Here is a 25222-nt window from a genome sequence, read left to right on the forward strand (position 1 = left end):
GATGCCATCCTCCACCGCCGGCAAAGCTCGAAACAAGCAAACAAATACGGCTTATCATTCGGCATTGCCTTACCGTTGGTGCCATGCTCAACCCGCAACGTCTCGCGATCCTGCGCGCGGTCCTGGCCGCCGGGTCGATCAACAAAGCGGCGCGGAACCTCGGCTACTCTCCCGCGACGATCAGCCAGCACATGACCACCCTGGCGAAGGAGACCGGGCTGGTCCTTTTCGAGAAGCAGGGGCGCGGCATCACCCCCACCGACGCCGCACGGCACCTGGCGGATCAGGCCCAGTCGCTCCTCGCCGACTTCGGACGCCTCGAACGAGTCGTCGCGGACCTCAGGGGCGGTCAGGCGCAGCATCTGGCGATCGCCTGCTTCGCCTCCGCGGCCGAGCGGTGGATCCCGGAGGTCGTGCGGACCGTTCGCCGCCACCAGCCGAACCTCACCGTCGAGATCAGCCTCAACGAGCCCGTCGACGGGCGCGGACGCCGGCGCCCGGACCTCGACATCCGGACCGAGCCCGCGGGCGGAGCCGGAGTGCACCTCGACGGCTACCGACGTCATGAACTCGTCGTCGAGGAGCTCGTCGCCGTGCTCCCCGGCGCCCACCCTCTCGCCGATGCCCGCGAACTCGCTCTCCGGGACCTCGAAGGTGAGCCCTGGATAGATCACGACATCTACGACAGCCCGATCGGACAGATCATCCTGACCGCCTGCCGGGCCGCCGGATTCACGCCGCGCTATGCCGCCCGCCTGGACGATCACCGGGCGGCGCTGCGGCTGGTGGAGACGGGCATCGGCGTCACCGTCCTGCCGCGCCTGGCCGTCGCGGAGCTTCCCCGCGGAGTCGTCGCCAGGCCTGTGGTCCGCCCCGCCGTCCTGCGGCGCATCGTCGTCCACGCCCGCCAGGATCGACGCCGCGGCGACCTGGTCGCCCGCGCGGTGGCACAGCTTCGCGACAGCGCCCGGAAGGCGGAACCCGCGTAGCGCGGACACTTCGTGTTCCGGGGTACGTCGGCGCGGCGGGGACCGGTTTCAGGAGTCGTGGTCCGCGAAGGGGCCGCCGGCGGTGAAGGCGAGCTTGGCGAAGCGCTCGCCGATGCGGCGGTGGGTGGCGGCGTCCGGATGGAGTTCGTCGGGCAGCGGCAGCTCGGCGGAGTCGGCCTCCCCGTAGAGGTCGCGGCCGTCGAGGTAGTACAGGTTCGGGTCCTCGGCCGCCCGTTGCCCCACGATCCGGGCCAGCTCGTCCCGGATGACGCCCAGGGTCAGTTTCCCGCCCGCGCGCTCCGCCGGGTCGCCCGTGGCCCGGAACCGCAGTCGCCCGGCGGCGAGGTCGGTGAAGTCCGGGGCGCTGGGACCGGGTGTGTCCTCGTGGATGGGGCAGTGGATGGGCGAGACGACCAGCAGCGGTGTGCCGGGGTGGCCTTCGCGGATGGTGTCGAGGAAACCGTGGACGGCCGGGGTGAAGGCGCGCAGGCGCATCAGATCGGTGTTGACCAGGTTGATGCCGATCTTGAGGCTGATCAGGTCGGCGGGGGTGTCGCGCAGGACGCGGGCGGTGAACGGGTCGAGCAGGGCGCTGCCGCTCAGGCCCAGGTTGATCAGTTCCGCGTCGCCGAGAGAGGCGGCGAGGGCGGGCCAGGTGGTGGTGGGGCTCGCGGCGTCGGAGCCGTGACTGATCGAGCTGCCGTGGTGCAGCCACACCCTGCGGCCCCGGTCCGATGCGGGCTCGATGGGGGCGTCGGCGCGCAGGGCGATGAGCTCGGTGGTCTCGTTGTGCGGCAGCCAGATCTCGATGTCCTTCATCCGGTCGGGCAGGCCGGTGAAGCGGAGGGTGCCGGCCGGGCCGGGCCGGAGTTCGGTGGTCCCGGTGGTCATGTCCATGGTCAGGGTGTTGCCGCCGGTCACACCGGCCTGGCCGGCCAGGCGGCCGTCGACGAGCAGGTCGTACACGCCGTCCGGGCGGGGCGGAGCGCCGACGTAGACCCGTTTGGTGGGCAGCGTGTCCAGTTCGACGGCGGTGGCCCGGGTGCGGAAGACCAGCCGTACCCCGGAGGGCTGGGACTCCGCCATGGCGAGTTGTCCGTCGGCGCACTGGGCGCGGGCGCGGGCGGGCAGCCGGTGCGGCAGCACCCCGTGCGCGGTGTCCTGCAGGTCGAGCGCGCCGCGCAGAAGGTCCGCGGTGACGGGCGTGGTGATCCAGCCGGGCGTGGTGTTCATGGTCTCAGCCTGTTGATCGAAGTTTTCGGATTGTTCGGGGTGTTCGGATTCGCCGGTGCGCCGCGCGGTCGGCGGCACTCGTTCGGCGTGGGGGCCTGGGTCAGGGCGCGGGCAGGCATGGGGGCCTGGGGCAGGGCGCGGGCCAGTTCCGCAGCAGGGCGTCGAGGGCGTCCAGGACCCGTGACCAGGTTTCCTGCGTGTCGGGCGCGCTGTGGCTGAACCCGCCCCCCATCTCCAGGCTGACGTAGCCGTGGAAGACGCTGCCCAGCAGCCGGACGGCGTGCGTCTGGTCAGGTTCCGTCAGGTCGTAGCCGCGCAGGATCGCCCGCGTCATCTGTGCGTGCCTGCCGCCGGCGCTTGCGGCCGCCTCCTCCGGAGTCAGCCTCAGCCGGGTCGCGGCGTAGCGGCCGGGATGCTCCCGGGCGTAGTCGCGGTAGACGTTGGCGAAGGCGGCCAGGGCGTCCTTGCCGGCCCGCCCGGCCAGGGCGGCGGCGACCCGGTCGGCGAGCTCCTCCAGGGCGAACAGGGCGATCCTGGTCTTGAGCTCCTGGGAGTTCCTCAGGTGCGAGTACAGGCTCGCGACCTTGACATCGAACCGCCTGGCGAGCTCCGAGACGGTCACCTGGTCGAAGCCGACCTCGTCGGCCAGTTCCGCCCCGGCCTGGGTCAGGCGTTCCGTGGTCAGTCCTACGCGTGCCATGGCCTCCCTCTCATTCGGCAATGTCGATTATGTATTTGCCTAATACCTTTAGGCAAATCGACCTTGCTTTTAGGGATCAGCCGCCGAGTGGCGCAGCACGTTCGTGACGCCCTCGCGGACGGATCCGTGCGAGCGCCTCGGCGGACTCCTCGGGCACGGGATCACCGCGTTCGCCGACCGGCCGAACAGGACGTTCTTCGCGGTTACGGAGCCACTGCCGGAGTCGAGGGGGGCGAAGGGGCCGGTGGCCGGGCCGGGACTCGGGGCCCGGTCAGCGCCACGGCTCTTCGGGGGTGCCGGTTCGCCGGTTGTGGTGATCCAGCAGTCTGGACAGCAACCCGGTCAACCCCTGTCGCTCCTCGGGTGAGAGCGGAGCCAGCAGTTCGTCCTGGCATTCGGCCAGGCGCTTCTCCAGCCGCCGCAGCCGCCGCTTGCCCGCCGGGGTCAGCGAGATGATGTTGCGCCGCCGGTCGGAGGGGTCCGGGGCGCGCTCGACCAGCCCGTGATCGGCGAGTTCGTTGATCGTCGCGACCATGTCGCTGAGGTGGATGCCACTACGGCGGCCCAGTGCGGCCTGGCTGGCCGGGCCGGACTGCTCCAGTGTCGCCAGCAGGCGGTAGTGGTAACCGCGGGCGCCGACGGAGGAGAACCCGTCACCCACCAGGCGGTGCGCGTGGTTGGCGGTCTGGCCGAGCAGCCAGCTGGGCAGGTTCTCCCACGGGGTGGGGGTCTCCTCGGTCGGGTTCTCCATGTGACAAGCCTAGCAAGTCGTTCGGCGCACTAATGATTGTGCTATCGTTCGCGGGGTAAACGTTAGCCTCCCAAACATTTGGGCAGCGAATGAATCCCCCGGAGTTGAGACCATGATCAAGCCGTTCCGCATCGACATCACCCAGGCCGACCTCGACGACCTGGCCGACCGGCTCGCCCGCACCCGCTGGCCCAACGAGGTCGCCGACGCCGGGTGGGACTACGGCTTCCCGCTGGCGCGGCTGAAGGAGCTTGCCGAACACTGGCGCACCCGGTACGACTGGCGCGAGCACGAGGCCAGGCTCAACGAGCTTCCGCACTTCACCACCGAGATCGACGGCCAGAACATCCACTTCGTCCATGTCCGGTCCGCGAAGCCGGACGCGCTCGCGCTGATCCTCACCCACGGCTGGCCCGGCTCGTTTCTGGAGTTCCTCGACGTCATCGAGCCGCTGTCGCGCGATTTCCATCTGGTGATCCCTTCCATCCCGGGGTACGGCTTCTCCGGGCCGACCCACGAGCGCGGCTGGGACGCCGTCCGGATCGCGCGGGCCTGGGCCGAGCTGATGGGCCGTCTCGGGTACGAGCGCTACGGCGCGCAGGGTGGCGACTTCGGCGCGGGCATCTCCCTGGCGCTCGGCGCGGTGGCACCGGAGCGGGTCGTCGGGGTGCACGTCAACTACCTGCCGACCCGCCCGGTCCCGGACGCCGGCATCCAGCTGTCCGCGACGGACGAGGCCCGGCTGGACAAGGTCAGGCAGCTGATGGCGAACCGTCCGCCGTACCAGGCACTGCAGGCCCTCACCCCCCAGACCGTCGGCTACGCGCTGACCGACTCGCCGGTCGGCCAGCTTGTCTGGATCGCCGAGCGCTTCGCGCACTGGACGGACCCTCGCTCGCAGATCAGTGACGATCGGATGCTCACCAACATCTCGCTGTACTGGCTGACCGCCACCGCGGCCTCCTCGGCGCGGCTGCACCACGATGTTCCGCGGGGGCGGCCCGTGCCGTGCCAGGTGCCGGTCGGTGTGGCGGTGTTCGCGCACGACATCACCCAGTCGGTGCGACCGCTGGCCGAGCGGCTGTACGACATCAGGCACTGGTCGGAGTTCGAGCGCGGCGGCCACTTCGCCGCGATGGAGGTGCCGGAGCTGCTCGCCGAGGACGTCCGGGACTTCTTCCTCACCCGCCTCAAGCACGACCACCGAGCCGCTACCCGCTAGTGCCGGTGGCCACTGGGAACTGGCCGTGGGCGGCCAGATCGGCCAGTGGCCGGCTCTGACCACTTGGAGATCGTCATGACCGCTACCGAAATCCTGATCCGCGTCCTCGCCGACCGCGCCGAACTGGCCGACCTGGTCGCCCGTCACAGCCTGTGGATCGACGAGGGCCGCTACGACGAGACCGACCGGCTCTTCACCGAGGACGTCGTCGTCAAGTCCCCCCGTGGGGAGGCCCACGGCATCAAGGAGCTCATCGAGCTCGTGAGCGCGCACCACGTGTACGCCCGCACCTTGCACAGCAAGTCCAACCTCGTCATCGAGGTCGACGGCGAGACCGCCACGGTGCGGGCCCACGACGTCGCCGTCTTCGTCATCGACGACAAGACGGAGGCCGTCGCGGCCGGGATCCTCCGCTACGGAGCGCGCCGCACCGAGGGCGGCTGGCGTTTCGACCGCCTCGAAATCACCTCGATCGCCGTGACCGAGGCCCTTGACCGGGCACTCTAGGTCGCGCCACCACGCCTCGGCGCCGCTGACCAGGCGGATCCTGTTGCTCGGTGCCTGCTCGCGCAGTTGCTCGTAGGCGGCGGGCGGGGCGAACGGGCGGCCACGCTCGACCGGCGGTCCCAGGCCACGCTCGACCGGCGGTCCCAGGCCACGCTCGACCGGCGGTCCCAGGCCACGCTCGACCGGCGGTCCCAGGTCGGCGAGTTCGCCGGTTTCATCGCAGGGTGAGCGGGGTCTCCGATTCGACGCGGGTCAGTTTTTCCGGGTTGCGGATGTAGTAGAGACCGGTGATGCGGGCGTCCTGGACACCGATCGCCATGACGCCGTCGATCTCGCCGTCCACGCGGACGAGGAGTGCCGGGTTGCCGTTGACCACGGTGAACTCACCGGTGGGCGCGACCTCGGCCTTGCCGAGGCCGCCGACGATGAAGCGGGCCACTTTGTCGGCGCCGGTGATCGGCCGCGGTGCGGCCTGCCTGAGGCCGCCGCCGTCGGCGATGAGGACGACCTCGGGGGCGAGCACGTCGAGGAGGCCCTGCAGGTCCCTGGTGTCGACCGCGCGCCGGAACGACTCCAGAGCCGCCCGGGTCTCACCGGGGGAGACCACCTCGCGAGGGCGGCGGGCATCGACGTGCCGGCGGGCGCGGTGCGCGATCTGGCGGACAGCCGCGGGATTCTTGCCGACGGCGGCCGCGATCTCGTCGTAGCCGACGTCGAAGACCTCGCGCAGCACGAAGACGGCGCGCTCGGTCGGCGACAGCGTCTCCAGGACGAGCATGAGCGCCATCGACACGCTCTCGGCGAGCTCGATGTCCTGGGCCACGTCCGGCGTGGTGAGCAGCGGTTCGGGCAGCCAGGAGCCGAAGTAGGCCTCCTTGCGGCGCCTCATGGCGCGCAGCCGGTCGAGCGACTGCCGGGTCGTGATCCGGACCAGGTAGGCGCGCCGGTCGCGCACCTGCCCCAGGTCGACCTTCATCCACCGCAGCCAGGTCTCCTGGAGGACGTCTTCGGCATCGGCCGCCGAGCCGAGCATCTCGTAGGCGACGGTGAAGAGCAGGTTGCGGTGGGAGACGAACGCCTCGGTCGCCGAGGCCATCCCGCAGTCCACCCGGTCGCCACCGGCGAGGGACTCGGCTGTGCCCGTCGTCGGCTCGCTGCGCTCGTTCATGGCCCGGCTCCTGCCTGTTCGCTCTCGACTCCTGCTCCACGCACAAGGCGCCGGCCCTCGCCGCTGTGTGACACCCATGATCGGTGGCGTACGTCACATGACTGTCACAGGGATCGGGCCGCCGCCCGCCTTCTCCCCCGCCCGCTTCGGAACAGGTCGTGCCGCGCGCCGGGCCCACCGATCTCATGGATACACCACCGATTGAAGGTTCATCGCGGTGGTAGCGGTGGTTTCCGGCGAAAAGTTTACACCGAGTGTTCAACGATACCGTTGAGGCATGGATATCAAGGACATGGCCCGGCCGCTCGACGGCGAGGGCGTCTCGGGGTTCCTGCGGTCGCTTCCCGCCAAGCCCCTGCTGCTCGGCCTGGGCGAGGCCAGGCACTTCGTGGGGGAGCTGGGCGAGTTGCGCAACGAGATCTTCCGGCATCTGGTCGAGCAGGAGGGCTACCGGTCGTTCGCCATCGAGAGCGACTGCCTCATGGGCCTCGTGGTCGACGACCACATCACGACGGGCGCGGGCACGCTCGATGACGTCATGGAACGCGGCTTCAGCCACGACTTCGGCATGTCCCCGGCCAACCGCGAGCTCGTGCGCTGGATGCGGGCGTACAACGAGGAGCATGACGAACAGCTCCGGTTCTTCGGGTTCGACGGCCCCCTGGAGTACTGGGCTGCGAGCCCGCGCCAGGCGCTCACCGCCCTGTACGACCTCCTCGACGGCCCGCTGCCCTGTACCAGGGAGAGCCTCGAGACGCTGCTGGGTCCGGACGAGCGGTGGGCGAACGAGGCCGCGGCCATGGATCCGTCCCAGTCGATCGGCCAGTCCGCCGAAGCCCAGCGGCTGCGACTGATCGCCGACGACCTGGTGGCGCTGCTCGACACGCAGATGCCGCGGCTGGGCGCGCAGGACAGGGAACGGGCGGCACTGTACGGGCGCACCGCCACCGGCCTGCTTCGCTACCACCACTGGATGGCCGACGCGTCCCCGGCGCGGTGGACCCGGCTGTCGGCCCTGCGGGACGCGATGATGGCCGCCAACCTGCGTGCCGTCGCCGGGCGCGGCCCGGCCCTGGTCTTCGCCCACAACCTCCACCTGCAGCGGAACAAGAGCCTCATGCCGCTCGGCGACCAGATGCTGGAGTGGTGGAGCGCGGGGGCGATCACCGAAGCGCACCTGGGCGACCGGTACGCCTTCCTGGCCTCGGCCCTCGGCACGGTCGGCGACGACACCCCGTCCCCGGACACCGTCGAGGGCGTCCTGTCCGCGCTCCCGTGGGAGCATTCTCTCATCGACGCCCGCCGCCTGGCCGAGGCCGTCACGAAGCCCGTCCCGCGCGTCTCCCATGATTTCCGCTATTTCCCGCTGGACCCGGCCCAGCTCGACATGGTCGACGGCGTCGTCTTCCTCAAGCAGGCCATCAGGCTGGATTGACAGGCGCGTGCTTCGGCAGGGTGAGGATTTCGGCTCCGTCGTCGGTGATGGCGATCGTGTGCTCGCTGTGTGCGGTCCGGCAGCCTGTCGCGCTTCGGAGCGTCCAGCCGTCGGCGTCGGTGACGAGGTCGGCGGTGTCCGCCATGACCCACGGCTCCAGTGCGAGCAGCAGTCCGGGGCGCAGTTTGTACCCGCGGCCGGGTCGTCCGGTGTTCGAAACGTGCGGGCTCTGGTGCATCGTCGATCCGATGCCATGACCTCCGAACTCGGTGTTGATCCGGTACCCCGCCTCGCTGAGGACCGAGCCGATGGCATGGGAGATGTCACCGATGCGAGCCCCGGGTCCGGCGGCGGCTATCCCCGCGCTCAACGCGCGTTCGGTCGCGCTGATCATCGCGACGCTCTGCGGGGGTTTTGAGCCGCCCACGATGAAGCTGATGGCGGAGTCCGCGGCGACTCCGCCTTTGGAGACGGCGAGGTCGAGTGTGAGCAGATCACCGTCGGTGAGCGTGTAGTCGTGGGGCCGTCCGTGGAGCACGGCGTCGTTGACGGACGTGCAGATGTAGTGGCCGAACGGCCCGCGTCCGAAGGAGGGCTCGTAGTCGACGTAACAGGACTGCGCTCCAGCCTCGACGATCATGGTCTCGGCCCACCGGTTGATGTCCAGGAGGTTGGTGCCCACCGCGCTGCGGCTCTTCAGCGTCTGCAGGATGTCGGCGACCAGGGCGCCGGCCTCCTTCGCCCGGACCAGTTCGGTGGGGTTCAAGATCTCGATCATGCGGCGCCCTTCTCACGCAACCAATAACTATCCCGGCCATATTATCCCGGTACTAAGGCCTGTGCGGACTTCGGATCTTCAAGTGGAGAGAATCCCGCTGATCTCAACCCGTACGGGCCTAGAATCGGAGCCATGGTCAGGTTGCCGCTCACACCCGCGGAGGTCGAGCGCGGACAGCGCCTCGGTGCACTGTTGCGTCGCGCCAGGGGGGAGCGCTCGATGCTCGAGACCGCGCTCGATGCGGGTGTCTCGCCGGAGACCCTGCGGAAGATCGAGACGGGCCGCGTGGCGACCCCCGCCTTCCCGACCATCGCGGCGATCGCCGCGGTCCTCGGTCTTTCCCTCGACGCGGTGTGGGCCGAGATCAACCAGCCTGACGGCGGGGTCGAACCCACAGGATCAGGCCGCAGCGCACGTGAACGGTTGGCCTCGTAGGTCTCGAGCCCGCAACTGCCTCGCAGGGGCCGGCGAAAGAGGCGGGAGCCGCACGCTCCCGCACGCCCCCGCCCGCTACCGCGCACGGCGCCGCCGACGAGGGCGGCGGTCCACCAGGAGCCCCACTCGAACTGGTTGCCCGCCAGTGACGACCAGATCAGCAGCGTGGACACGCCCACCGTGATCAGCAGGGCGCCCAGGTGGTCGACCTTGACGTCCTTGCGTACCACCGGCGGGTCGAGCGTGCGCTGCAGCAGGACGATGGCCAGGATCGTGAACGGCACGCCGATGAGGAAGCACCAGCGCCAGCCGAGCCAGGAGGTGTCGACGAGCACGCCGCCGATGAGCGGGCCCGCCACGGTACCGACGCCGAACACGGCACCGAAGATGCCGGCGTAGCAGGTCGGTGATGATGCGGGGCAGGGCGTTGGCCACGACGGTCGAGGCCAGGATGGACACGAACATGCCCACCATCAGCCCCGACAGCGCCTGCAGGACCTTTCTCCTGGAGGTGGGCGCCGCGGCCCCGGCCCCGGGCTGCGCGCTGGTGGATGTCATCTTTCCTCGATTTCTCAGGTGGGGACCGGCGCTCCGCGAGACTCCAGCGGACGCCGGCGGAACGGAAACGTTCACGGGGATGGTCGGAAAAAGGCGGTGACCGGGGCGGTCACGGATTGGGCAGGCCTGCGGCGAGCTGGGAGAAGGCCTCATCGACCAGGTCGGCCGGCGCCGGTCGGCCGTCCGCGGCACTCCAGCGCATCATCGCCGCCCGGAAGGCCGCCATGGCCACCGCGGTGACCAGCTCGGGATAGCCGCTCGTACCCGGTTCGACACCGATCCGGCGCGCGACGGCGGCCGACACGGCACGCTCGGTCTCGGTGCCGCCGGCGACCAGCCGCGGCAGGAGTGACGGGTTCTGCTCGAACACCTTCAGCCGCAGCGGCCATTGCTCGCGCTGTCGCTGGACGTGCTCGGCCTCGACCCGCGACATCAGACGCAGCGCCTCCAGGACCGGCACCTCCGCGGGCACGGCCTCCAGCCTCTCGCGAGCTCGGCGGCGGACGCGGGGCTCGCGCCGACGAGCGCGTCCTCCTTGGACGGGAAGTAGTTGAAGAACGTACGGGAGGAGAGGTCCACCACCTTGGCGATGTCCTCCACCGTGACACCCGCCAAGCCGCGCTCGGCTACCGGCGTCAGAGCGGCGTGCTCCAAGGCCGCGCGGGTCTCGAGCTTCTTCCGATCTCTGCGGCCGAGCTCGTACCGCTCTCTACGGGGGTCACGGTGCAAACTGCAGGGAAAAACTTTCAGACTATGCAATGTTTCATGGTCTGAAGTGTGGAAGATCACATGCGGAGGTGAACCGCTCGTCCGGCGCTTCCCGGGTGCGGCCGTTCATGGCCCTCACCTCCACGTTCCGACGATGACCGCGATCGCGGCCATCTTGAGCAGCCAATCTCCGGCGTGGACGGCGGCCAGCCGCCACGGAACCTTCTCGTGCAGCACCGAGCCGGTCAGCAACACGCCGGGAAAGCCGATCCACAACACGCATGCCAGCCCGAGCGCCTGGGGCCACCCGCTCACGCCCACCTCGCCGGTGAGCCACGCGAGGACCACCGCGACCACCGCGCTGCGGCTCAGCTCCGCCATCGCCATCCAGGCCGGCGGCCGCTCCACGGTGGCATGGGCATCGGCCGGCTTCGCCGATCGGGCACCGAACCCCATGTACCAGACAGTGCTCAGCAAGAACGCCGTGACCGTGGCCGCCACGACCGCCAGATAGTTCAGCTCGGTCAATTTCCGGACCTCCTCGGTCTCGAAGCCCTCGGTCGAAGGGCTTTCACCGGGAACGTCGGAGCCGGGCGACTATCCTCGACACGCCACACCAGAGAATTCCGGACCGGGAACCTGCCGTGAAATACATGATTCTGATCTACAGCAACCCGGAGTCCCGGCAGTTGTGGAGCCGGCTCCCCGCCGAGCAGCGCCGTGAAGGGCTCGAGGCGTACACCGCCCTCGACGAGGCGCTGGCCGCGACCGGGGAACTGATCGTCGCGGAGGCTCTCGCCGACCCGGCCACGGGAAGGCGGGTGCGCGTGGAGGCGGGGCGGACGACCGCGACCGATGGCCCCTTCGCCGAGGCCAAGGAGCTCATGGCCGGTTTCTACCTCGTCGAGTGCGACGGTATCGACCGTGCACTCGAGATCGCCGCCCGCATTCCCGAAGCGGCGATGGGCCTGGTCGAGGTGAGGCCGGTGATGGCGCTGTCCGGCTTCGAGGCATGAGGTGCGCGAAGGAGGCGCCGGCGGCTCACACGGAATGTTGTCAGCCGTCGCGGTGTCGTTGCGACCGGCACGACAGCCGGCGCGGTGATCGCCTGCGCCACCCGGCCCGCCGTCTCGTAAGCGCCGGCGAGGTTACCGCGGGTCGATTCCGTGACCGCGGTTCGTCACGCCGGTTCGACGGGTAGCCACAGCTCGCATGTCGCGGTGCTGAAGTCGTCCGCGCGCTCGAGGACCGCGACCATCGAGGGACCTGGCCGCAGACGCCACGGGTTGGAGGGGAACCACTCGGTCGCGGTCGCGGCCCAGGTCGTCTGCAGGGCCTGCGGATGCGGTCCGGCGGTGCGGAAGACCGCCCACATGCCGGCCGGCACCTCGATGGCGTCGAGGTCGTCGGGGATCGGCGTGTCCCGGGAGACGGCGACCCCGTGCAGGTAGGTCAGTTCGCTCCCCTCCGCGCCGTCGGGGTCGAGGTCGTCGGAGACTTGCAGCAGGCCCGCCGGTTCGGTGTCGCCGAGGGCCTTCAGCCGGAGATGCTCCTCCTGCGGCAGTGCGGTGATGTGCTGCTGGATGTGCGGGTTGATGCCCTGGTGGATGAGCGGAACCCGGGCTGCGTGTCCGACCAGCCGGAACACGGGGCGGTCGACGAGGCGGGTTTCCATGGGAATGCTCCCTTCAACGGTCAGGCGGAACCTGAGCTGCGGCTGTGTGCGCAAGGGGCCTCCGTCGCGGCGCACGTCACTGGGGCCGGAGCCGTGGACCGCGCGGAACGCGCGTCCGAACGCCTCGGTCGAGCCGTATCCGTGCCGGACGGCGATGCTCAGCAGATCGTCCTCGCCCCGGACGACGTCGGCGGCGGCGACGGTCATGCGGCGGCGGCGCGCATACTCCGACAGCGGCATGCCGGCCAACGACGAGAACATCCGGCGCAGGTGGTACTCGGTCGTGCCGAGTTCCCTGGCCAGCTCGTGGACGTCGAACTCCTCGGCGAGGTGTTTTTCGACGAGATCGACAAGCTGGTTGAGCGCTGAGATCACGAGGCCTCCTTTCGATGTCAACCCTGCCGGAAGAACCCCTGCCGTACCCGACCGCTGCGATCCGATCCGATCAGGTGCCTGGGCGGACGCGGAGCCGACGCGCGCTCGTGCCGCCCCGCGTCGCGGCCCCGCACGTCCGTTCTGAGCTGGGGGAACGGTCTCAGCGTACGTTTTCGTTCCGCCGCACTCCGAGTTCCGCCCCCGATGAGGCCCTCCGCTCGGGTCCGGGCCACCCGATGCGAATTGGCTGTGAGACCTCCTCTGCCGAGGAAGCTCATCGGCTCCGCGGTGACGAACCGGGGGCTCTCCTCGACGAGCCAGTGCCCCGCGTGCGGCGGTGTCCGTTCAGTCTCACCAGACGCGCACCGATCTGGCGCGAAAACTTGCGATTCTGGCAAAGTGGCCCCATGGATCACGAAATGGATGAGGTGCTCGACGCGGTGGGGCCGCGGCTTCGCGCGCTGCGTCGTCACCGCGGCATCACCCTCGCCGATCTCGCGACGACAACCGGCGTGTCGGAGAGCACCCTGTCCCGGCTGGAGAGCGGGCAGCGCCGGGCGACCCTGGAGTTGCTGCTGCCGCTGGCCCGTACGTACAACATTCCGCTGGACGACCTTGTGGGCGCCCCGCGCACCGGCGATCCCCGGATCCACCTCACGCCGATCCGGAGGTTCGGGATGACCTTCGTGCCGCTGTCCCGGCGGCCGGGCGGGGTGCAGGCGTTCAAGATGATCATTCCCGAGCAGCCGGAACCGCTCGTGCCGACCCCGCAGGCCCACGACGGCTTCGAATGGCTGTACGTGCTCAACGGACGCCTGCGGCTCATCCTCGGTGAGCGAGACCTGACGTTGCCGTCCGGTGAGGCGGCCGAGTTCGACACATCCTTGCCGCACTGGCTGGGCAGCGCTGACGGCGGCGTGGTCGAGCTTCTCATCCTGTTCGACCCGCAAGGGATGCGTACGCACATACACGCCGATCCGCATCGGCCCTCTCACGGCAGGAGCCGGCGGTGAGCTCAGCGAGAGATTCCGGTGTTCGCGCGCATCAGTGAGCCGTGCCGCGCGGCGGACTCCTCGGGGGGGATCCCCGTGGAAGGGGCGAATCCCGAGGAACGGGCGACGTTCACCGGCCGCGGCGCCGGCACCGAGCCCGGCCAGGACGGTTTGGGAGGAACTATTCCGGGTCATCGGTTTTTCTGTCGCCTCGCAGCTTGGCCCGGACCCGGCGGGCGGTGTCGTGCCAGGCGGGGGTTTCGCGCTCGTCGTCGAACCAGCGGGCCACCACGACATCGGTGGAGGAGTGCAGCAGGATCGAGGCCACGATGGTCACGGCGACCAGGGTGAACACCTGCTCGGCCGCGGTGATGGCGGAGTTGAGCACGATCAGGGCGTAGACGACCGAGGCGAAACCCTTGGGACCGAACCACATCACGGCCGCCACCTCCCTGGTGCCGAGCCCGGAGCGAAGGAAGGACAACCAGATGGCCAGCGGGCGGGCCAGCACCAGGGCCAGGATCGCGAACAGCCAGCCCTGCCAGCCCACCGAGGCCAGCAGGGCCGGAGAGATGAGCACGCCGAAGACCAGCAGCGCGGCCAGTTTGAGCAACTCGGCGACGAGCTCGCCGAACTGCTCGAAAGACTCGCGCTGGCGCTCGCCGAAGGTCGCCACGGTGATCCCGGCGGAGAACGCGGCGAGGAACAGGTTGCCGTGGGTGGCCTTGCCCAGGGCCAGTACCAGCAGGCCGATGGCCACCGCGTTGAGCGGCTCGTAGTGGTGGGAGGCCGAGAACCAGCGGGTGCGCTCCAGCATGATGGCCGCCCACGGCACCGCGACACCGATCAGCACGCCCAGGCCCAGCTCCAGGGTCAGCTCGCCCAGGTGCAGGTCGGCCGAGCCGGCCGCGACGGCGAGGAACACCATGACGAACGGCAGGGCCAGGCCGTCGTTGACGCCGGATTCCACGTTCAGCAGCTGGCGCAGCCGAGGTGGCACCCGTTCGTTGCCGACCAGCGCGGCGGCGAACACCGGGTCGGTGGGTGCCAGGATCGCCCCGATGAGCAGCGACTCGATCCAGCCCAGCCCGATGAGGTAGTGCGCCGCCAGCGCGGTGATGACCAGGGTGAGCGGCAGGCCCCAGCCCAGCGCCCGGCCGGGCAGCCGCCAGGCGCTGCGCAGGTCGGCCCACCCCACCCGCATGCCGTCGGTGAACAGCACCGCGAACAGCGCCAGCTCGGCGAGCGTGGCCACCACCGGATCGCCGGGGGTCAGCGGGATGAGGCCGCTGACACCGTCACCCAGGACGAATCCCGCCAGCAGGAACAGCGCCGCGGTCGACAGGATCGTCCGGTTGGCCAGGCTGGAGATCAGGACCGCGAGCAGCAACAGCGCGGAGAAGGCGAGCAGCAGGTTCATCGGCGGGCTCCGGTCCGGTAGGGGGACATGCGAAAAAGAACTGCCGACCAGACTTCCCGGCGCACCGCCGCACACCTTAACAACCCCACAAGCCCGCCGATACGCCGTCCATCCGTGAAATCGCCAGGCCGGCCTGCTCACCCCCGAGCGGCCCGGAAGGAATGATCTCGATCAGGGGTGAGCGCCGTCGTCCGGCCGATGCGCGCGGCCGGCTCTTTCGGCATCCCATCGATCGAGGAGCGCGGGGAACTCCCGTGCCATGAACCCGTACATGTCACGCATGAGCTCAAGGCGAGCCCGGGCGGCGGGGTGGTCGCCCACCGCGTCGAGGCCTTGCCCGGCCAGCTCGGCGAAAGCGGTGAACTCGGCCATCTTCGCTCGGAACGCACGGCCGAAGACGTCTTCGGCGAGCCGGTAGTGATCTCGCCGCGCCCGCGGAGGGCGGTAGCGCTCGACGAGCCCGCCCTGCTCCAGCTGGCGCAGGGCCACACTCATGCTGCTCTTCGCCACGCCGAGCCTCTCGCACAGCCCGGGGGCGTCGGCGGCTTCGCCGGTGGCGGCGAGCAGGCATCCGACCACGCGGCCGGACGTGCGGCTGAGCCCCAGCCGCTCGAAGTACAACCCTGCGCTCTCCACGAACTCCTCAACGGTCGCCATGCGAACATTCTATGTTGTTCGGAACGTTCCGAACAATTAGAGTCGTCGCATGTCTGCCTTCGAACCCCTCACCATCGCGATCACGGGTGCCAACTCCGGGATCGGCCTGCGGGCGGCACAACGGCTGGCGGCACAGGGCCATCGGATTCTCGCCCTGTGCCGCGACCCGCACCGGGGCCGCGTCGCGCTGGAAACGATCAACGCCGGCGCCGCACACCCCGCGACCCTTGTCACGGCCGACCTGTCGGCCCCCGAGTCGGTCGCCGCGGCAGCCGATCACATCTCCCGCCGGACCGGTCACCTCGACGTCCTGATCAACAACGCCGCGGTGTTCGACCAGGCCATGCGCAGGCCCGCGTTCACCGACTCCGGCCACGAACTGTTCTGGGCGACCAACCACCTGGGCCCCTTCCAGCTCACCGCGTACCTCAGCCCGTTGCTCGCCGCCGCACCCCGTCCCCGGGTGATCAACGTCGCGAGCAAGGGGCTGATCACCATGCCGCGCATCGCGATCCGCTTCGACCAGCTCGACGACCCCGGCTGGTACAGCCCGACCAGGGCCTACTACCACGCCAAACTGGCCCAGATCATGACCGCTTATTCGCTGGCCCTGCGGGCCCGTGGCACCCTGGACGTCGCCTGCGTCCGCGTACCCGCCGTACGGCTCGACGCCGACCGCGTCGCCGCCCTGCCGTGGGTCCTGCGAGCGCTGTACGCGCCCAAGAACCGGCTCGCGATCCCCGCGGAGCGCCTGGGTGAGACCTACGCGGCACTGGCCACCCGAACGACCACCTGGCAGGAGCACTCCGAGACCGCGGCACAGGGCAGATCCGCGCTGCGCGGCGTCTACCTGGACGAAAAGCTCAGGCCGGTCGACGCCCCCGCCTTCGCCTACGATGCCACCGCCCGTGAGCGGCTGTGGGCGATGTCCCAGAACGCCGTCGGCGGCCCGTCCTGGGCCTGGTGAAAGAACCGGTGGCGCCCGGCCCAGGTCGGCGTGCTCCCCCTAGCGGGAGAGCCGCGGTGGTGTCCAGTCCCAGACCGGGGCCAGGGCCCGGGCGGCCAGGGCGGGCCAGCGCGACGACGGGACCATGCGCAGGGCAAGCGTTCGCAGGTGGTAGCCGACGGCGTTGCCCGAGGTCGATTCCAGGCCCTTCGCGCGCGCCTGTTCGACGATGGTCTGGGTGCGGGGGCGTCGTTGCCCGTCGTAGCGGGCCAGCGCCGCGGGGACGTCGTCGGCTGTCTCGGCGAGGGCGGCGGCGAGCACGACGGCGTCCTCCAGCGCTTGGGCGGCGCCCTGGGCCATGTCGGGGTGCATCGCGTGAGCGGCGTCACCGAGCAGGACCACCCTTCCGCGCACGTAGCCGCTCAGGGGGTCCAGGTCGGTGATGTCGTGGTGCAGGACCGCCTCGGGCGCTGTCGCGTCCAGCAGGCGAGGGATCGGGTCGTGCCAGCGGTGGACGCGGCGGCGCACTTCGGCGAGTTCGTCGTCGTAGCGCACCGCGGGCCGGTCGGCGCGGGCGCCCAGCGCCCAGTACACCCGGCCGCGTCCGACCGGCATGGCCAGGAAGTACTGGCCGCGGCCCAGGGTCATGGCGGCGTCGATGCCGTCGGCGTGGGCGATGCCCCGCCAGACCGTGTTTCCCCAGAACCGCGGGCCGGGCGCCTCGGGCCACAGCAGATGCCGCACCGTGCTGCGCACTCCGTCGGCCGCCACGACCAGATCGGCCGTCCATTCCTGGGCACCGCAGCTCACCGTGACCTCATCCGCGCCCTGCCGAACAGCGGTCACCTGCGCGCCGGTGCGCACCCATTCGGCGGGCACCGCGTCCATGAGCACCCGGTGCAGGTCGGCGCGGTGGAAGCCGAGCAGCGGGCTGGTGGTGCCGGGCAGCGCACGGACGATGTGGCCGCCGGAGGGGGTGCGCAGGTTGAACACGCCGTGAAACGGCACGCCGGCGGCCCGCGCCTCATCGGCGACACCGAGTTCGGCCAGGGCGCGCAGGGCGTTGGGCGACTGCGACATGCCGGCGCCGACCTCTCCGAGTTCGGGCCTGCGCTCCAGCACGGTCGCCGTCCATCCGATGCGTCGCAGCCCGACGGCGGCGGCCAGACCGCCGATGCCGCCGCCGATCACCAAGGCGTTCTTGGGCATGTCAGCTCTCCTCGGTGTGGGTGGGGGGCGGTGCGTCGTCGAACACCTTCGCCATCCAGCTGAAGATGTGATGTGCCTCGCGGATCCGCGCGGCCCGCGCGGTGCCCGGGCCGATCAGGTCCATGCCGTCACCGGCGACCTCGCGAAACGCGGTCAGGGTCGCGATCTGCCGCCGTACGACCTTCTCCCAGGCACCTTCCTCCACCCGGTAGTAGGCGGTGCGCTCGCCGGGCCTGGTGCGCCGGCTGACGAATCCCATGGTCAGCAGCACCCGCATGTTCGTGGTCAGGGCCGCGCGGCTGGCCCCGATGGCCTGGCTGATCTGCCCGGCCGACTGCTCGGGCGGATCGCAGATCATCAGCCAGCCCAGAACGCGTCCCGCGACCGGTGGCAGACCATCAGCGGTGAGGAACATCGCCACCCGCTCGACCCAGCCCAGCACCTCCTCGCGATCCGCCTCGCGCGCCATGCCCGCCGGCTCCTCCATGTAACTCTCTCCTTCACAAATAGAAAGCTGTTTCACAATATTGTGAAACAGGAGAACGGGCAAGCCGATGGAGAACCACGCCGCCTTCTCGCTGGGGCGAGCTTCCGGCTGCCCGGACCCCGCCCGCGAGGCCGGTCCGGAGCTTACGAACCATGCACAGGCCAAATGTTGCATGGAGGGACAATCTGATACGGTTCAACCGGAGCGCCGGGAAGTCTGGTCGGCATGTCGACGTAAGACATGGACCAGAAGGAGCGCCCGATGCTCGGCTCTTCCAGTGATCGGCGCCGTCCTGACGACACAGCCTCAGCCGATCTTTCCCTGTCCCGCGACTCCGGGCGGGAGCCGGAGAGCCAGGAGCGGTGTTCGGCTCCCGAGCCGGCCTTCGCCGTGGAACTCGTGCTGGACGGCCACTACGCGGTCGTCCTTCTCGAAGGCCGTCTGGAACAGGCCGGCTGTACCCTCCTGCAGGAGAAGCTCGCCCGGGCGCTCGCCGCCCGCTACCCGGCCTGGCTGGTCACCGATGTCAGCGCCCTCGAGTTCGCGGACTCCTTCGGGCTGGCCGTGCTGCTGGGTGCCGACCGTCACGCGCGTGCCTCGGGCGGACGCATGATCGTCAGTGGCGCCGGTGACACGCTCCGCGCCCTCCTTGCCAGGAGAGGATTGGACGCCGTGTTCGAGATGCGCGCCACGGTGGGCGAGGCCATCGCCGATCTGTATCTCGGCAGATGACCGATCCCTGGCGAGCCGCCGGCCGGAGCCGCGACGTCCCGGACGCTCTTGGTGGTCTACGTATCGGGCCAGCCGAGAGGATGGGCATGGTCTGCGGGTGGTTCGCCTCCCGCCTGGTTGAAGGCGGTCATCGCCGAGATCAGCGCGCGGCACTGCTCGGGGGACATGCACGAGACGATGGCGGCGATCTCCTCGCGGCGATGCGCCGTGACCTCGTCGACGATGTGCCGCCCCTGCGGGGTGAGGCGGATCAGGCTCTCGCGCCGGTTGAGCGGGTTGACCTCACGCACGATCAGTTGCGAGGAGACGAGGCGATCGGCCATCCGCATCGCCGTCGAGGGGTTGACGTTGAGCCGCTCGGCCAGTGCGACGAGCTTGGTCTCCCCGTGACCCGCCAGGACCACGAGCATGCGGAACTGCGGCAGCGTGACCCTGTCCTCGACCGCGCCGAGGGAACGGGCGGCGATGGCGACCAGGAGCCGTGACCCCGTGAGAACCGCCGAGGTGACCGCGGAGAGGTCGTCACCGTTCGGCTGATCCACCTGCTGTTCCACCATAAGCACTGTTTTTACACGGTGCACGCCGCACCTACGCCATTGCATCGTGCAAACGTGCCCCGCCCCGGGACGGCGTCGCACCCTGCGGGCTCAGGGAGCCCGGTGGGGAAAGCGGCCGGCGAAGGCCGGGCGCAGGTCGGCCGGAAAGCGCTGCGGCCAGCAGGCCGGCGACGTGGTGCCGAGGTGGATGGACTCCAGCCGATCGACTTCGAGCAGCGGCCCCAGGAGGCGGCGTGGCACCGGCTTTCCCCTGATCACGGGGTCGCCGCGAGATGCGCGGCCGCCTCGTCGACCGTGCGGTAGACCTGTAGTTTCCTGTCCAGACCCGTGATCTTCAGGATGCGCAGAAGCCTGGCGTTGAGGCCACTCAGCACGAACCGGCCGCCGGCGGCCTCGATCTCCCGCAGTGCGGCCACCAGGACACTCAGGCCGGAGGAGTCACAGAAGGCAAGGTCTTCGGCGTCCACCACGACGCGGGGCGGGGTGTTGAACGCCATGGCGTGTCTCAGGCGAGTGTGGAAGTAGGCGGCGGTGGACATGTCAAGCTCGCCTGACGGCCGCACGATGACGGTGGCGCCTCGCAATCCCGTGAGCACCGAAAAAGCACCGAACTCATGCGGATGTGCCTGTGCCATTCGTGCATCGCCCTTCCCTGCCTGAACGTGGAGACGCAGCGTGGTGAGCCCTCGGCGGGCACCGACGGGACCGGCTTCGATCCTGTCTCAACGCCTGTGGCACATCATGTTTGCATAGTGCAAAGAAAGGTGGGCGAGAGGGTCAGGCGTGATGCCTGCGCACCAGCAGCATCGCGGCGTCGTCGAGCAGGGGTCCGCCGACGTGGTTCAGCAGGTCGGCCCGCAGTTCGTCCAGCGCGTTCTGCGGATCGGCCGCCGCCAGCAGGTGGACTCGCTCGGTCAGCGGGTAGAAGGCCCGGGCCTCGTCGCGGGCCTCGATGACACCGTCGGTGTAGAAGAGGATCTGATCGCCGTCGCCGAACGGGAACCGCTGCGGTTTGGGCATGGGCGATCCCAGCGACGCCAGGCCGAGAGGCAGCCCTTCCTCGTACGGCTCCGCGAGGAGGACTCGTCCGTCATGGCAGAGGATCAGGGGCGGGGGGTGGCCGAAGTTGAGCAGCGAGATCTCACCGTCGTAGACCTCGGCGAGGATCGCGGTGACGAATCTCTCACCGCCCAGGTGCCGGTCTAGGCTGATCTCCAGCCGCTCACCGACCACGGACAGATCGGTTTCGTCGTAGGCGGCCTCGCGGAAGGCGCCCAGCACCCAGGCGGCGGTCTCCACCGCCTCCAGGCCCTTGCCCTGCACGTCGCCGATGAGCAGCCGCACCCCGTTCGGCGTCGTGACGACCTCGTACAGGTCACCGCCGATGCGCGCCTCCGCTGCGGCCGAGGCGTAGGACAGCGCCACCCGCAGGTCGCCGGCTCTGCGCGGTACCGGACGCAACAGCACTCGCTGGGCGGCCTCGGCGACCAGCCTGACGTTGGCGAGTTCACGCTCGCGCTGCAGGCGCAGGTGGCCGGCCAGCATGCTGGCCCCGGTGATGCCGATGATCGTCGCGATGGTGAGGTTGTTCTGCCAGGTGAGCAGCAGACCGTTGTAATGGGCCAGCGGGACGCAGATGGCGAGCGCGATCAGCCCCACCACGGCGGTACGACGGATGCTGCCGGAAACCGAGGCGAAGGTGGGGCCCAGCGTGAGCAGCGGCAGAAAGCCGAGAGTGGGGCCGGCGAGTAGATCGATCACTGCCACCGCCGCCATGATGACGAACGGCAGCGACCGAAGGACCTGCTGGGAGGAATTCATCCGAGGCTCCATCCGCCGGTTGTACATCACTCCCCTCTTCCTGTGCAGGTAACCGCAGGACAAACCTCGGGCCAGGCCGAACCGGATCAACGGCGAGTGAACCCGCCGGCCGAAGGACGCGCCGTGGACGGCCGGGTCCGGGCAAGGCCCGGCGTCCCCGACCGGCTCGATCGGTCATCGCATATGGGTCCTCCCATCGAGCCGTGCAGGATCCGATCACGTGGTGAGCGGCCGGACGGGATCGCCGGTCGGCCAGCGGCCGGCCAGAGCCTCCTGCACCGACCAGGCCAAGATCTCCACCCGCCTCCCCTCGACCCGGTCGTGGTCCTGCAGGCCCGCGGTGGCGCGCAGTCGTCGCAGCTGCTCGCGTACGGCCACCCGGTGCTCGGCCCGGCGGGTGGTCCAGGCGACCTCCCGCAGCAGCGTGAACAGCCGCTCCAGCACGTCGGGATCGGTGGCGCCGTAACGGCGGGGCTGGGTGAGAGCCAGGTCGAGAAGCGCGGGAAAGTCCGGTCGCCGCACGACCACGCGCACGGTGCCGGAGTCGTCCCGCAGCAGGATCGGGCCGAGATCTCTGTCGGCCACCTCGCACAGCAGCGCGGAGGCGTGACCGAGGGCGTGCACCGCCGTGGTCGGGTCGTTGATCCCGGGTGACAGCGCCTTGACCACGACATCGGTGATCTGGCGCAGGCCGAACGCGATGTCCTGCGCCGCGGTGCGCTCGAACCCGGTCTGGACCGCCTGCGCCACGCGTTCCGACAGCACGGTCGTGGTCTCTCGGTCCAAGACGGCCGTGCCGCTCCGCAGGGCCCACGCCACGGCGACCGGCGTACCGGCGGTGAGCCAGTCCCCCGGGAGGCGATCGACGACGACCACGGCGTCGGCGTCGACGGCGGCGCGCAGCAGGGCGGCTTCGTCGACCGAGGTGAGAAAGCCCGACGAGCCGGAGCGCAGGAGCGTCGTCCCGGTCGCCGGGGTCGCCGGGGTCGCGGGGACGTCGGCGACCGGCCGCCCGCCCGCGTCGGTGCAGCGGTGCATCGTCGCCTCGGCCTCCGCGTGCACGCTGCGCAGCAGCGACTCCACCCGGATCTGCCGGGCCAGATGTGCCAGGAACACCACCAGCCCGATCACGCTCGCCAGTGCCAGCAGATAGGCCACGGTCACCGAGAGTTGCGGCACGAAGGCGCTCTGATCGTCCAGCGAGGCGCGCACCGTACGCAGCACCGTCACCGCGTACGTGAACGTGGACAGCAGCAACGCCAGCGTGATGTGGACGAAGCGGTCCTGGGCGAAGGTCCGCAGCAGGCGGGGGGAGTACTGACTGCTGGCGAGTTGCAACGTCACCACGGTCAGGGAGAAGGTCAACGCGGTCACGGTGATCAGTGAGCTCGCGATCACCGACAGTACCGTACGCGCCGCCTCCGGCCCGCCGCTGAACAGGAAGACGGTCACCTGACCGGGAAGCTCGCCGATCAGATGGGCGTCGACGAGCGGAAGTCCCACGCCGAGCGAACCCGCGACGATCACTCCTGCGGCGGGAAGCGGCCACAGCCGCGTACGCCATATGTCACCGGAAACACCCCGCCGCAGTGGCGTCTTCTGCCCGATCACCTTGAACGCCTCCGATTCTCACCGATCGCCACAGCCAGGAGCGCCGGCTGTCCGGGAAGCCTCCGATCCCGTCCCGCAGTTCGTCTCACACGACACCGGCAGGCGGCCGAGACGTGCGACGCCGGCTTGCCCGCGGCCTCGAACGTCAGCCGACGCCGTCCAGCAGGCCCTGGCAGGTCCGCTCGCGGCGGCGGCGCACCTCGGCGCGGATCCGGCGGCGGGTGCGCATGCAGGCATGGCCTGCCCCTTCCGGCAGTGGACGGCGTGTGAGAGGCGGTACCCCGGCATCGGTCGGGGTACCGCCTCTTCGACGGATCGACTCGGCCAAGAAAGCCACGCTCGCAGGTCACCGGCGGGTGGCGGCTGTCACCGGGCACGGCGCGGGAACCACAGCCGCACGGGGCCGGGTACGGCCGCGACGACGCGATCCACGTGCGGACGGCCCTGTCAAGGCGTGCGGCTCATCGCGGGGCGGGGCGGAAGGTCACGGGCTGGGGCCGCTCGCAGGTGCTGGTGACGGTCACCGCCGTTCTGGAGTGCGCCGAGGACAGCAGGCACTCCATGATGTCGAGCACGTGGTACGTCAGCGTCGCGCCCGTGCGCGACTCCCGGCCCGCCGGGGTCGTGACGAGATCGGCGAGGCCCACGCCGCGCCCGGCCCCGACGTGGCCGGCCGCGGCGGGGAGGGTCTCCCAGTCCTCTTCGCCCATCCTCGCCAGCAGCACGGAGCCGTCGAAGTGGTTCGGATCGGGGACGGAGAGCGAGCCTCGTTCCCCGTGCACCTCGATGGGGGGCGCACCGGTGGCCGCTCCCTCGAAGCCCATCACCAGCGTTGACAGCGCCCCCGACGCGTGGACCAGCACGCCGGTGACGTGGGTGTCGACGGCGACCGGGATCTCCTCGCCGCGACGGGGGCCGGTGGCGATGGTCCGCCGGGCCCGGGTGCGGCTGGCGGCGCCGATGACCGTCGTCACCGGCCCGAGCAGCGTGACCAGGCTGGTGATGTAGTACGGGCCCATGTCCATGAGCGGGCCGCCGCCGGGGGCGTAGTAGAAGTCGGGATTGGGGTGCCAGCCCTCGTGGCCGGGCGTCAGCATGATCGCGGTCGCCGCGACCGGCCTGCCGATCAGGCCGTCGTCGATCGCCTTGCGCGCGGTCTGTGTGCCGGTGCCGAGCACGGTGTCCGGCGCGCAGCCCACCCGTACTCCGGCCTCGGCGGCCGCGCGCAGCACCCGCGCGGCGTCGGCGGTGGTCGCGGCGAGGGGCTTTTCCGAGTAGACGTCCTTGCCGGACGCGACGGCCTGCAGCGTGATCTCGGCGTGCGCGGCGGGGACGGTCAGGTTCAGCACGACGTCGACGCGCGGATCGGCCATGAGCTCCGCCACGCTCAGCACCTCGACCTCCGGACATCCCCGCACCGCCTCCCTCGCCCGTTCGGGGTCGAGATCGGCCACGGAGACGAGCCGCAGCTCCGGCAGCCGTTCGATGCTCCGGACGTACTGGCCGAAGATGAACCCGCATCCGACGACGCCGACGTTCACCGGCCGGCCCACAGCATCCCCCTTTCGATGACGGTGCGCACGCTGTGGTCGCGCAGGACGCCGAGGTCGTGTCCGGGTGTCGCGACGAAGATCTTTCCGTCGCCCCAGCCGCGGGTCCAGATCGCCGGTGAGGTGACCTCCCTGTGCCAGGGGTCCCACGGGCGGACCTTCTGGGTCGTGGTGGCCAGCACGTCGATGTACTCGTCGGTCAGCACCCAGTACTGCTCGGTGACGAGGTCGAAGTCGGCGACGCCCGCGGTGATCGGGTGGGTCGCGGCCTCGGGCAGCATGGTGACGGTGTACGGGACGAAGTAGTCGGCCTGCGAGCCGTCCTGCTCGGCCGGGTCCTTGCCGGGATGGCAGGCGAATTGCCCGCCGATGAGGTGCAGGTACTCTGAGCAGCCGCGGAAGGCGTCGGCGATGCCGCCGTGCCAGCCGGCCATTCCGGTACCGGCGCGGATCGCGGCCTCGAGCCCGCGCATCTCGGCCGGCTCGATCGTGCCCATGGTGTAGCACTGCACGATGAGGTCGACACCGGACATGAACGCGGGGTCGGCGTACGGCGCGGGGGAGTCCGCCCGATGCACCTCGAACCCGTGCTCCTGGAGAAAGGGAACGAAGAGTTCGGTGGCGGCCACCGGGTCGTGCCCTTCCCAGCCGCCCCGGACCACCAGAGCTCTGCGCGCGCGATCGCCTGTCATGCTTTCACCTATCG

General features: G+C 70.2%; 30 protein-coding genes and 1 pseudogene. 10 read left to right on the forward strand and 21 right to left on the reverse strand.

The features are described from left to right. The first annotated feature begins 83 nt into the window (after positions 1-83). Positions 84-989 carry a LysR family transcriptional regulator gene (locus tag ACTOQ1_RS40000; protein WP_440073495.1) on the forward strand — a complete coding sequence of 302 codons (906 nt, stop codon included), beginning with the start codon at positions 84-86 and terminating at the stop codon, positions 987-989. 48 nt (positions 990-1037) lie between these two features. On the opposite strand, the gene ACTOQ1_RS40005 is transcribed toward ACTOQ1_RS40000, so the two are convergent. The 3 genes from ACTOQ1_RS40005 to ACTOQ1_RS40015 form a co-directional block, all read right to left on the reverse strand. Then, positions 1038-2222, reverse strand: a complete 1185-nt coding sequence (locus ACTOQ1_RS40005; RefSeq protein ID WP_440073496.1) for a GDSL-type esterase/lipase family protein — start codon at positions 2220-2222, stop codon at positions 1038-1040. 100 nt (positions 2223-2322) lie between these two features. Further along, a complete protein-coding gene (locus ACTOQ1_RS40010; protein ID WP_440073498.1) occupies positions 2323-2922 on the reverse strand; it encodes a TetR/AcrR family transcriptional regulator in 600 nt (199 codons plus the stop codon). Positions 2923-3193: 271 nt separating this feature from the next. Beyond that, positions 3194-3673, reverse strand: a complete 480-nt coding sequence (locus ACTOQ1_RS40015) for a MarR family winged helix-turn-helix transcriptional regulator (protein WP_440073499.1) — start codon at positions 3671-3673, stop codon at positions 3194-3196. Positions 3674-3785: 112 nt separating this feature from the next. On the opposite strand from ACTOQ1_RS40015, the gene ACTOQ1_RS40020 reads away from it, so the two are divergent. From ACTOQ1_RS40020 to ACTOQ1_RS40030, 3 genes are all read left to right on the forward strand, one after another. Next, the gene (locus tag ACTOQ1_RS40020) at positions 3786-4895 is read left to right on the forward strand and encodes an epoxide hydrolase family protein (RefSeq protein WP_440073500.1); all 1110 of its coding nucleotides are present in this window, start codon (positions 3786-3788) and stop codon (positions 4893-4895) included. Between the two features lie 75 nt (positions 4896-4970). Beyond that, the gene (locus ACTOQ1_RS40025) at positions 4971-5402 is read left to right on the forward strand and encodes a nuclear transport factor 2 family protein (RefSeq protein WP_440073501.1); all 432 of its coding nucleotides are present in this window, start codon (positions 4971-4973) and stop codon (positions 5400-5402) included. 66 nt (positions 5403-5468) lie between these two features. Then, positions 5469-5630, forward strand: a complete 162-nt coding sequence (locus ACTOQ1_RS40030; protein ID WP_440073502.1) for a hypothetical protein — start codon at positions 5469-5471, stop codon at positions 5628-5630. Here ACTOQ1_RS40030 and ACTOQ1_RS40035 read toward each other — a convergent pair. Further along, on the reverse strand, positions 5617-6570 hold the full coding sequence (locus tag ACTOQ1_RS40035) for an RNA polymerase sigma-70 factor (protein ID WP_440073503.1): 954 nt from the start codon (positions 6568-6570) through the stop codon (positions 5617-5619). The two genes, ACTOQ1_RS40030 and ACTOQ1_RS40035, sit on opposite strands and share 14 nt — an antisense overlap. 277 nt (positions 6571-6847) lie before the next feature. Here ACTOQ1_RS40035 and ACTOQ1_RS40040 point away from each other — a divergent pair, with 277 nt between their 5' ends. Beyond that, a complete protein-coding gene (locus tag ACTOQ1_RS40040) occupies positions 6848-8005 on the forward strand; it encodes an erythromycin esterase family protein (protein ID WP_440073505.1) in 1158 nt (385 codons plus the stop codon). On the opposite strand, the gene map is transcribed toward ACTOQ1_RS40040, so the two are convergent. Then, a complete protein-coding gene (gene map, locus ACTOQ1_RS40045) occupies positions 7992-8783 on the reverse strand; it encodes a type I methionyl aminopeptidase (RefSeq protein WP_440073507.1) in 792 nt (263 codons plus the stop codon). The two genes, ACTOQ1_RS40040 and map, sit on opposite strands and share 14 nt — an antisense overlap. A gap of 219 nt (positions 8784-9002) precedes the next feature. Here map and ACTOQ1_RS40050 point away from each other — a divergent pair, with 219 nt between their 5' ends. Then, entirely contained in the window at positions 9003-9218 is a 216-nt protein-coding gene (locus ACTOQ1_RS40050; RefSeq protein WP_440073554.1) for a helix-turn-helix transcriptional regulator, read from the forward strand. 143 nt (positions 9219-9361) lie between these two features. Here the strand turns inward: ACTOQ1_RS40050 and ACTOQ1_RS40055 are convergent. From ACTOQ1_RS40055 to ACTOQ1_RS40070, 4 genes and pseudogenes are all read right to left on the reverse strand, one after another. Beyond that, positions 9362-9595 (reverse strand): annotated as a pseudogene (locus ACTOQ1_RS40055) (MFS transporter); the annotation flags it as partial. 290 nt (positions 9596-9885) lie between these two features. Then, positions 9886-10248, reverse strand: a complete 363-nt coding sequence (locus ACTOQ1_RS40060; RefSeq protein ID WP_440073509.1) for an acyl-CoA-like ligand-binding transcription factor — start codon at positions 10246-10248, stop codon at positions 9886-9888. Next, complete coding sequence (locus ACTOQ1_RS40065; RefSeq protein WP_440073511.1) at positions 10209-10391, reverse strand: TetR/AcrR family transcriptional regulator; 183 nt, start codon at positions 10389-10391, stop codon at positions 10209-10211. Before ACTOQ1_RS40065 ends, ACTOQ1_RS40060 begins: the two co-directional genes overlap by 40 nt. 228 nt (positions 10392-10619) lie before the next feature. Beyond that, on the reverse strand, positions 10620-11012 hold the full coding sequence (locus ACTOQ1_RS40070) for a DUF1761 domain-containing protein (protein WP_440073513.1): 393 nt from the start codon (positions 11010-11012) through the stop codon (positions 10620-10622). A 125-nt stretch (positions 11013-11137) separates the two neighbouring features. Between ACTOQ1_RS40070 and ACTOQ1_RS40075 the strand changes: the two genes are divergently transcribed. Beyond that, a complete protein-coding gene (locus ACTOQ1_RS40075; RefSeq protein WP_440073556.1) occupies positions 11138-11500 on the forward strand; it encodes a YciI family protein in 363 nt (120 codons plus the stop codon). A gap of 164 nt (positions 11501-11664) precedes the next feature. On the opposite strand, the gene ACTOQ1_RS40080 is transcribed toward ACTOQ1_RS40075, so the two are convergent. Continuing rightward, positions 11665-12534, reverse strand: coding sequence for an AraC family transcriptional regulator (locus ACTOQ1_RS40080; RefSeq protein WP_440073515.1), 870 nt, complete (start codon positions 12532-12534; stop codon positions 11665-11667). 407 nt (positions 12535-12941) lie between these two features. On the opposite strand from ACTOQ1_RS40080, the gene ACTOQ1_RS40085 reads away from it, so the two are divergent. Next, positions 12942-13547: a helix-turn-helix domain-containing protein gene (locus ACTOQ1_RS40085; protein WP_440073517.1), complete on the forward strand. Its 606-nt coding sequence runs from the start codon at positions 12942-12944 to the stop codon at positions 13545-13547. Between the two features lie 160 nt (positions 13548-13707). Here the strand turns inward: ACTOQ1_RS40085 and ACTOQ1_RS40090 are convergent, their stop codons facing one another. Beyond that, the gene (locus ACTOQ1_RS40090) at positions 13708-14946 is read right to left on the reverse strand and encodes a cation:proton antiporter (protein WP_440073519.1); all 1239 of its coding nucleotides are present in this window, start codon (positions 14944-14946) and stop codon (positions 13708-13710) included. Positions 14947-15117: 171 nt separating this feature from the next. Beyond that, positions 15118-15603, reverse strand: coding sequence for a GbsR/MarR family transcriptional regulator (locus tag ACTOQ1_RS40095; protein ID WP_440073521.1), 486 nt, complete (start codon positions 15601-15603; stop codon positions 15118-15120). Between the two features lie 49 nt (positions 15604-15652). Between ACTOQ1_RS40095 and ACTOQ1_RS40100 the strand changes: the two genes are divergently transcribed. Further along, positions 15653-16570 (forward strand): SDR family NAD(P)-dependent oxidoreductase, encoded by a 918-nt coding sequence (locus tag ACTOQ1_RS40100; RefSeq protein ID WP_440073523.1) that lies wholly within the window; start codon positions 15653-15655, stop codon positions 16568-16570. Positions 16571-16609: 39 nt separating this feature from the next. Here ACTOQ1_RS40100 and ACTOQ1_RS40105 read toward each other — a convergent pair whose 3' ends face one another. Next, complete coding sequence (locus ACTOQ1_RS40105; RefSeq protein WP_440073525.1) at positions 16610-17758, reverse strand: FAD-dependent monooxygenase; 1149 nt, start codon at positions 17756-17758, stop codon at positions 16610-16612. A gap of 1 nt (position 17759) precedes the next feature. Next, complete coding sequence (locus ACTOQ1_RS40110; RefSeq protein WP_440073527.1) at positions 17760-18245, reverse strand: GbsR/MarR family transcriptional regulator; 486 nt, start codon at positions 18243-18245, stop codon at positions 17760-17762. Between the two features lie 261 nt (positions 18246-18506). Here ACTOQ1_RS40110 and ACTOQ1_RS40115 point away from each other — a divergent pair, with 261 nt between their 5' ends. Further along, positions 18507-18977, forward strand: a complete 471-nt coding sequence (locus ACTOQ1_RS40115; RefSeq protein WP_440073529.1) for an STAS domain-containing protein — start codon at positions 18507-18509, stop codon at positions 18975-18977. A 56-nt stretch (positions 18978-19033) separates the two neighbouring features. On the opposite strand, the gene ACTOQ1_RS40120 is transcribed toward ACTOQ1_RS40115, so the two are convergent. From ACTOQ1_RS40120 to ACTOQ1_RS40150, 7 genes are all read right to left on the reverse strand, one after another. Continuing rightward, positions 19034-19519 (reverse strand): MarR family winged helix-turn-helix transcriptional regulator, encoded by a 486-nt coding sequence (locus ACTOQ1_RS40120; RefSeq protein WP_440073531.1) that lies wholly within the window; start codon positions 19517-19519, stop codon positions 19034-19036. 105 nt (positions 19520-19624) lie between these two features. Beyond that, on the reverse strand, positions 19625-19774 hold the full coding sequence (locus ACTOQ1_RS40125; RefSeq protein WP_440073532.1) for a hypothetical protein: 150 nt from the start codon (positions 19772-19774) through the stop codon (positions 19625-19627). A gap of 14 nt (positions 19775-19788) precedes the next feature. Beyond that, a complete protein-coding gene (locus ACTOQ1_RS40130) occupies positions 19789-20130 on the reverse strand; it encodes an STAS domain-containing protein (protein WP_440073533.1) in 342 nt (113 codons plus the stop codon). Between the two features lie 181 nt (positions 20131-20311). Beyond that, positions 20312-21355: a PP2C family protein-serine/threonine phosphatase gene (locus ACTOQ1_RS40135; RefSeq protein ID WP_440073535.1), complete on the reverse strand. Its 1044-nt coding sequence runs from the start codon at positions 21353-21355 to the stop codon at positions 20312-20314. A 216-nt stretch (positions 21356-21571) separates the two neighbouring features. After that, positions 21572-22966, reverse strand: a complete 1395-nt coding sequence (locus tag ACTOQ1_RS40140; RefSeq protein WP_440073537.1) for a DUF2254 domain-containing protein — start codon at positions 22964-22966, stop codon at positions 21572-21574. A gap of 461 nt (positions 22967-23427) precedes the next feature. Beyond that, positions 23428-24519 (reverse strand): Gfo/Idh/MocA family protein, encoded by a 1092-nt coding sequence (locus ACTOQ1_RS40145; protein ID WP_440073539.1) that lies wholly within the window; start codon positions 24517-24519, stop codon positions 23428-23430. Continuing rightward, complete coding sequence (locus ACTOQ1_RS40150; protein WP_440073540.1) at positions 24504-25208, reverse strand: ThuA domain-containing protein; 705 nt, start codon at positions 25206-25208, stop codon at positions 24504-24506. Before ACTOQ1_RS40150 ends, ACTOQ1_RS40145 begins: the two co-directional genes overlap by 16 nt. Positions 25209-25222 lie beyond the last annotated feature (14 nt).

This window comes from Streptosporangium sp. OZ121 (assembly GCF_051918885.1).
Lineage (GTDB): Bacteria > Actinomycetota > Actinomycetes > Streptosporangiales > Streptosporangiaceae > Streptosporangium.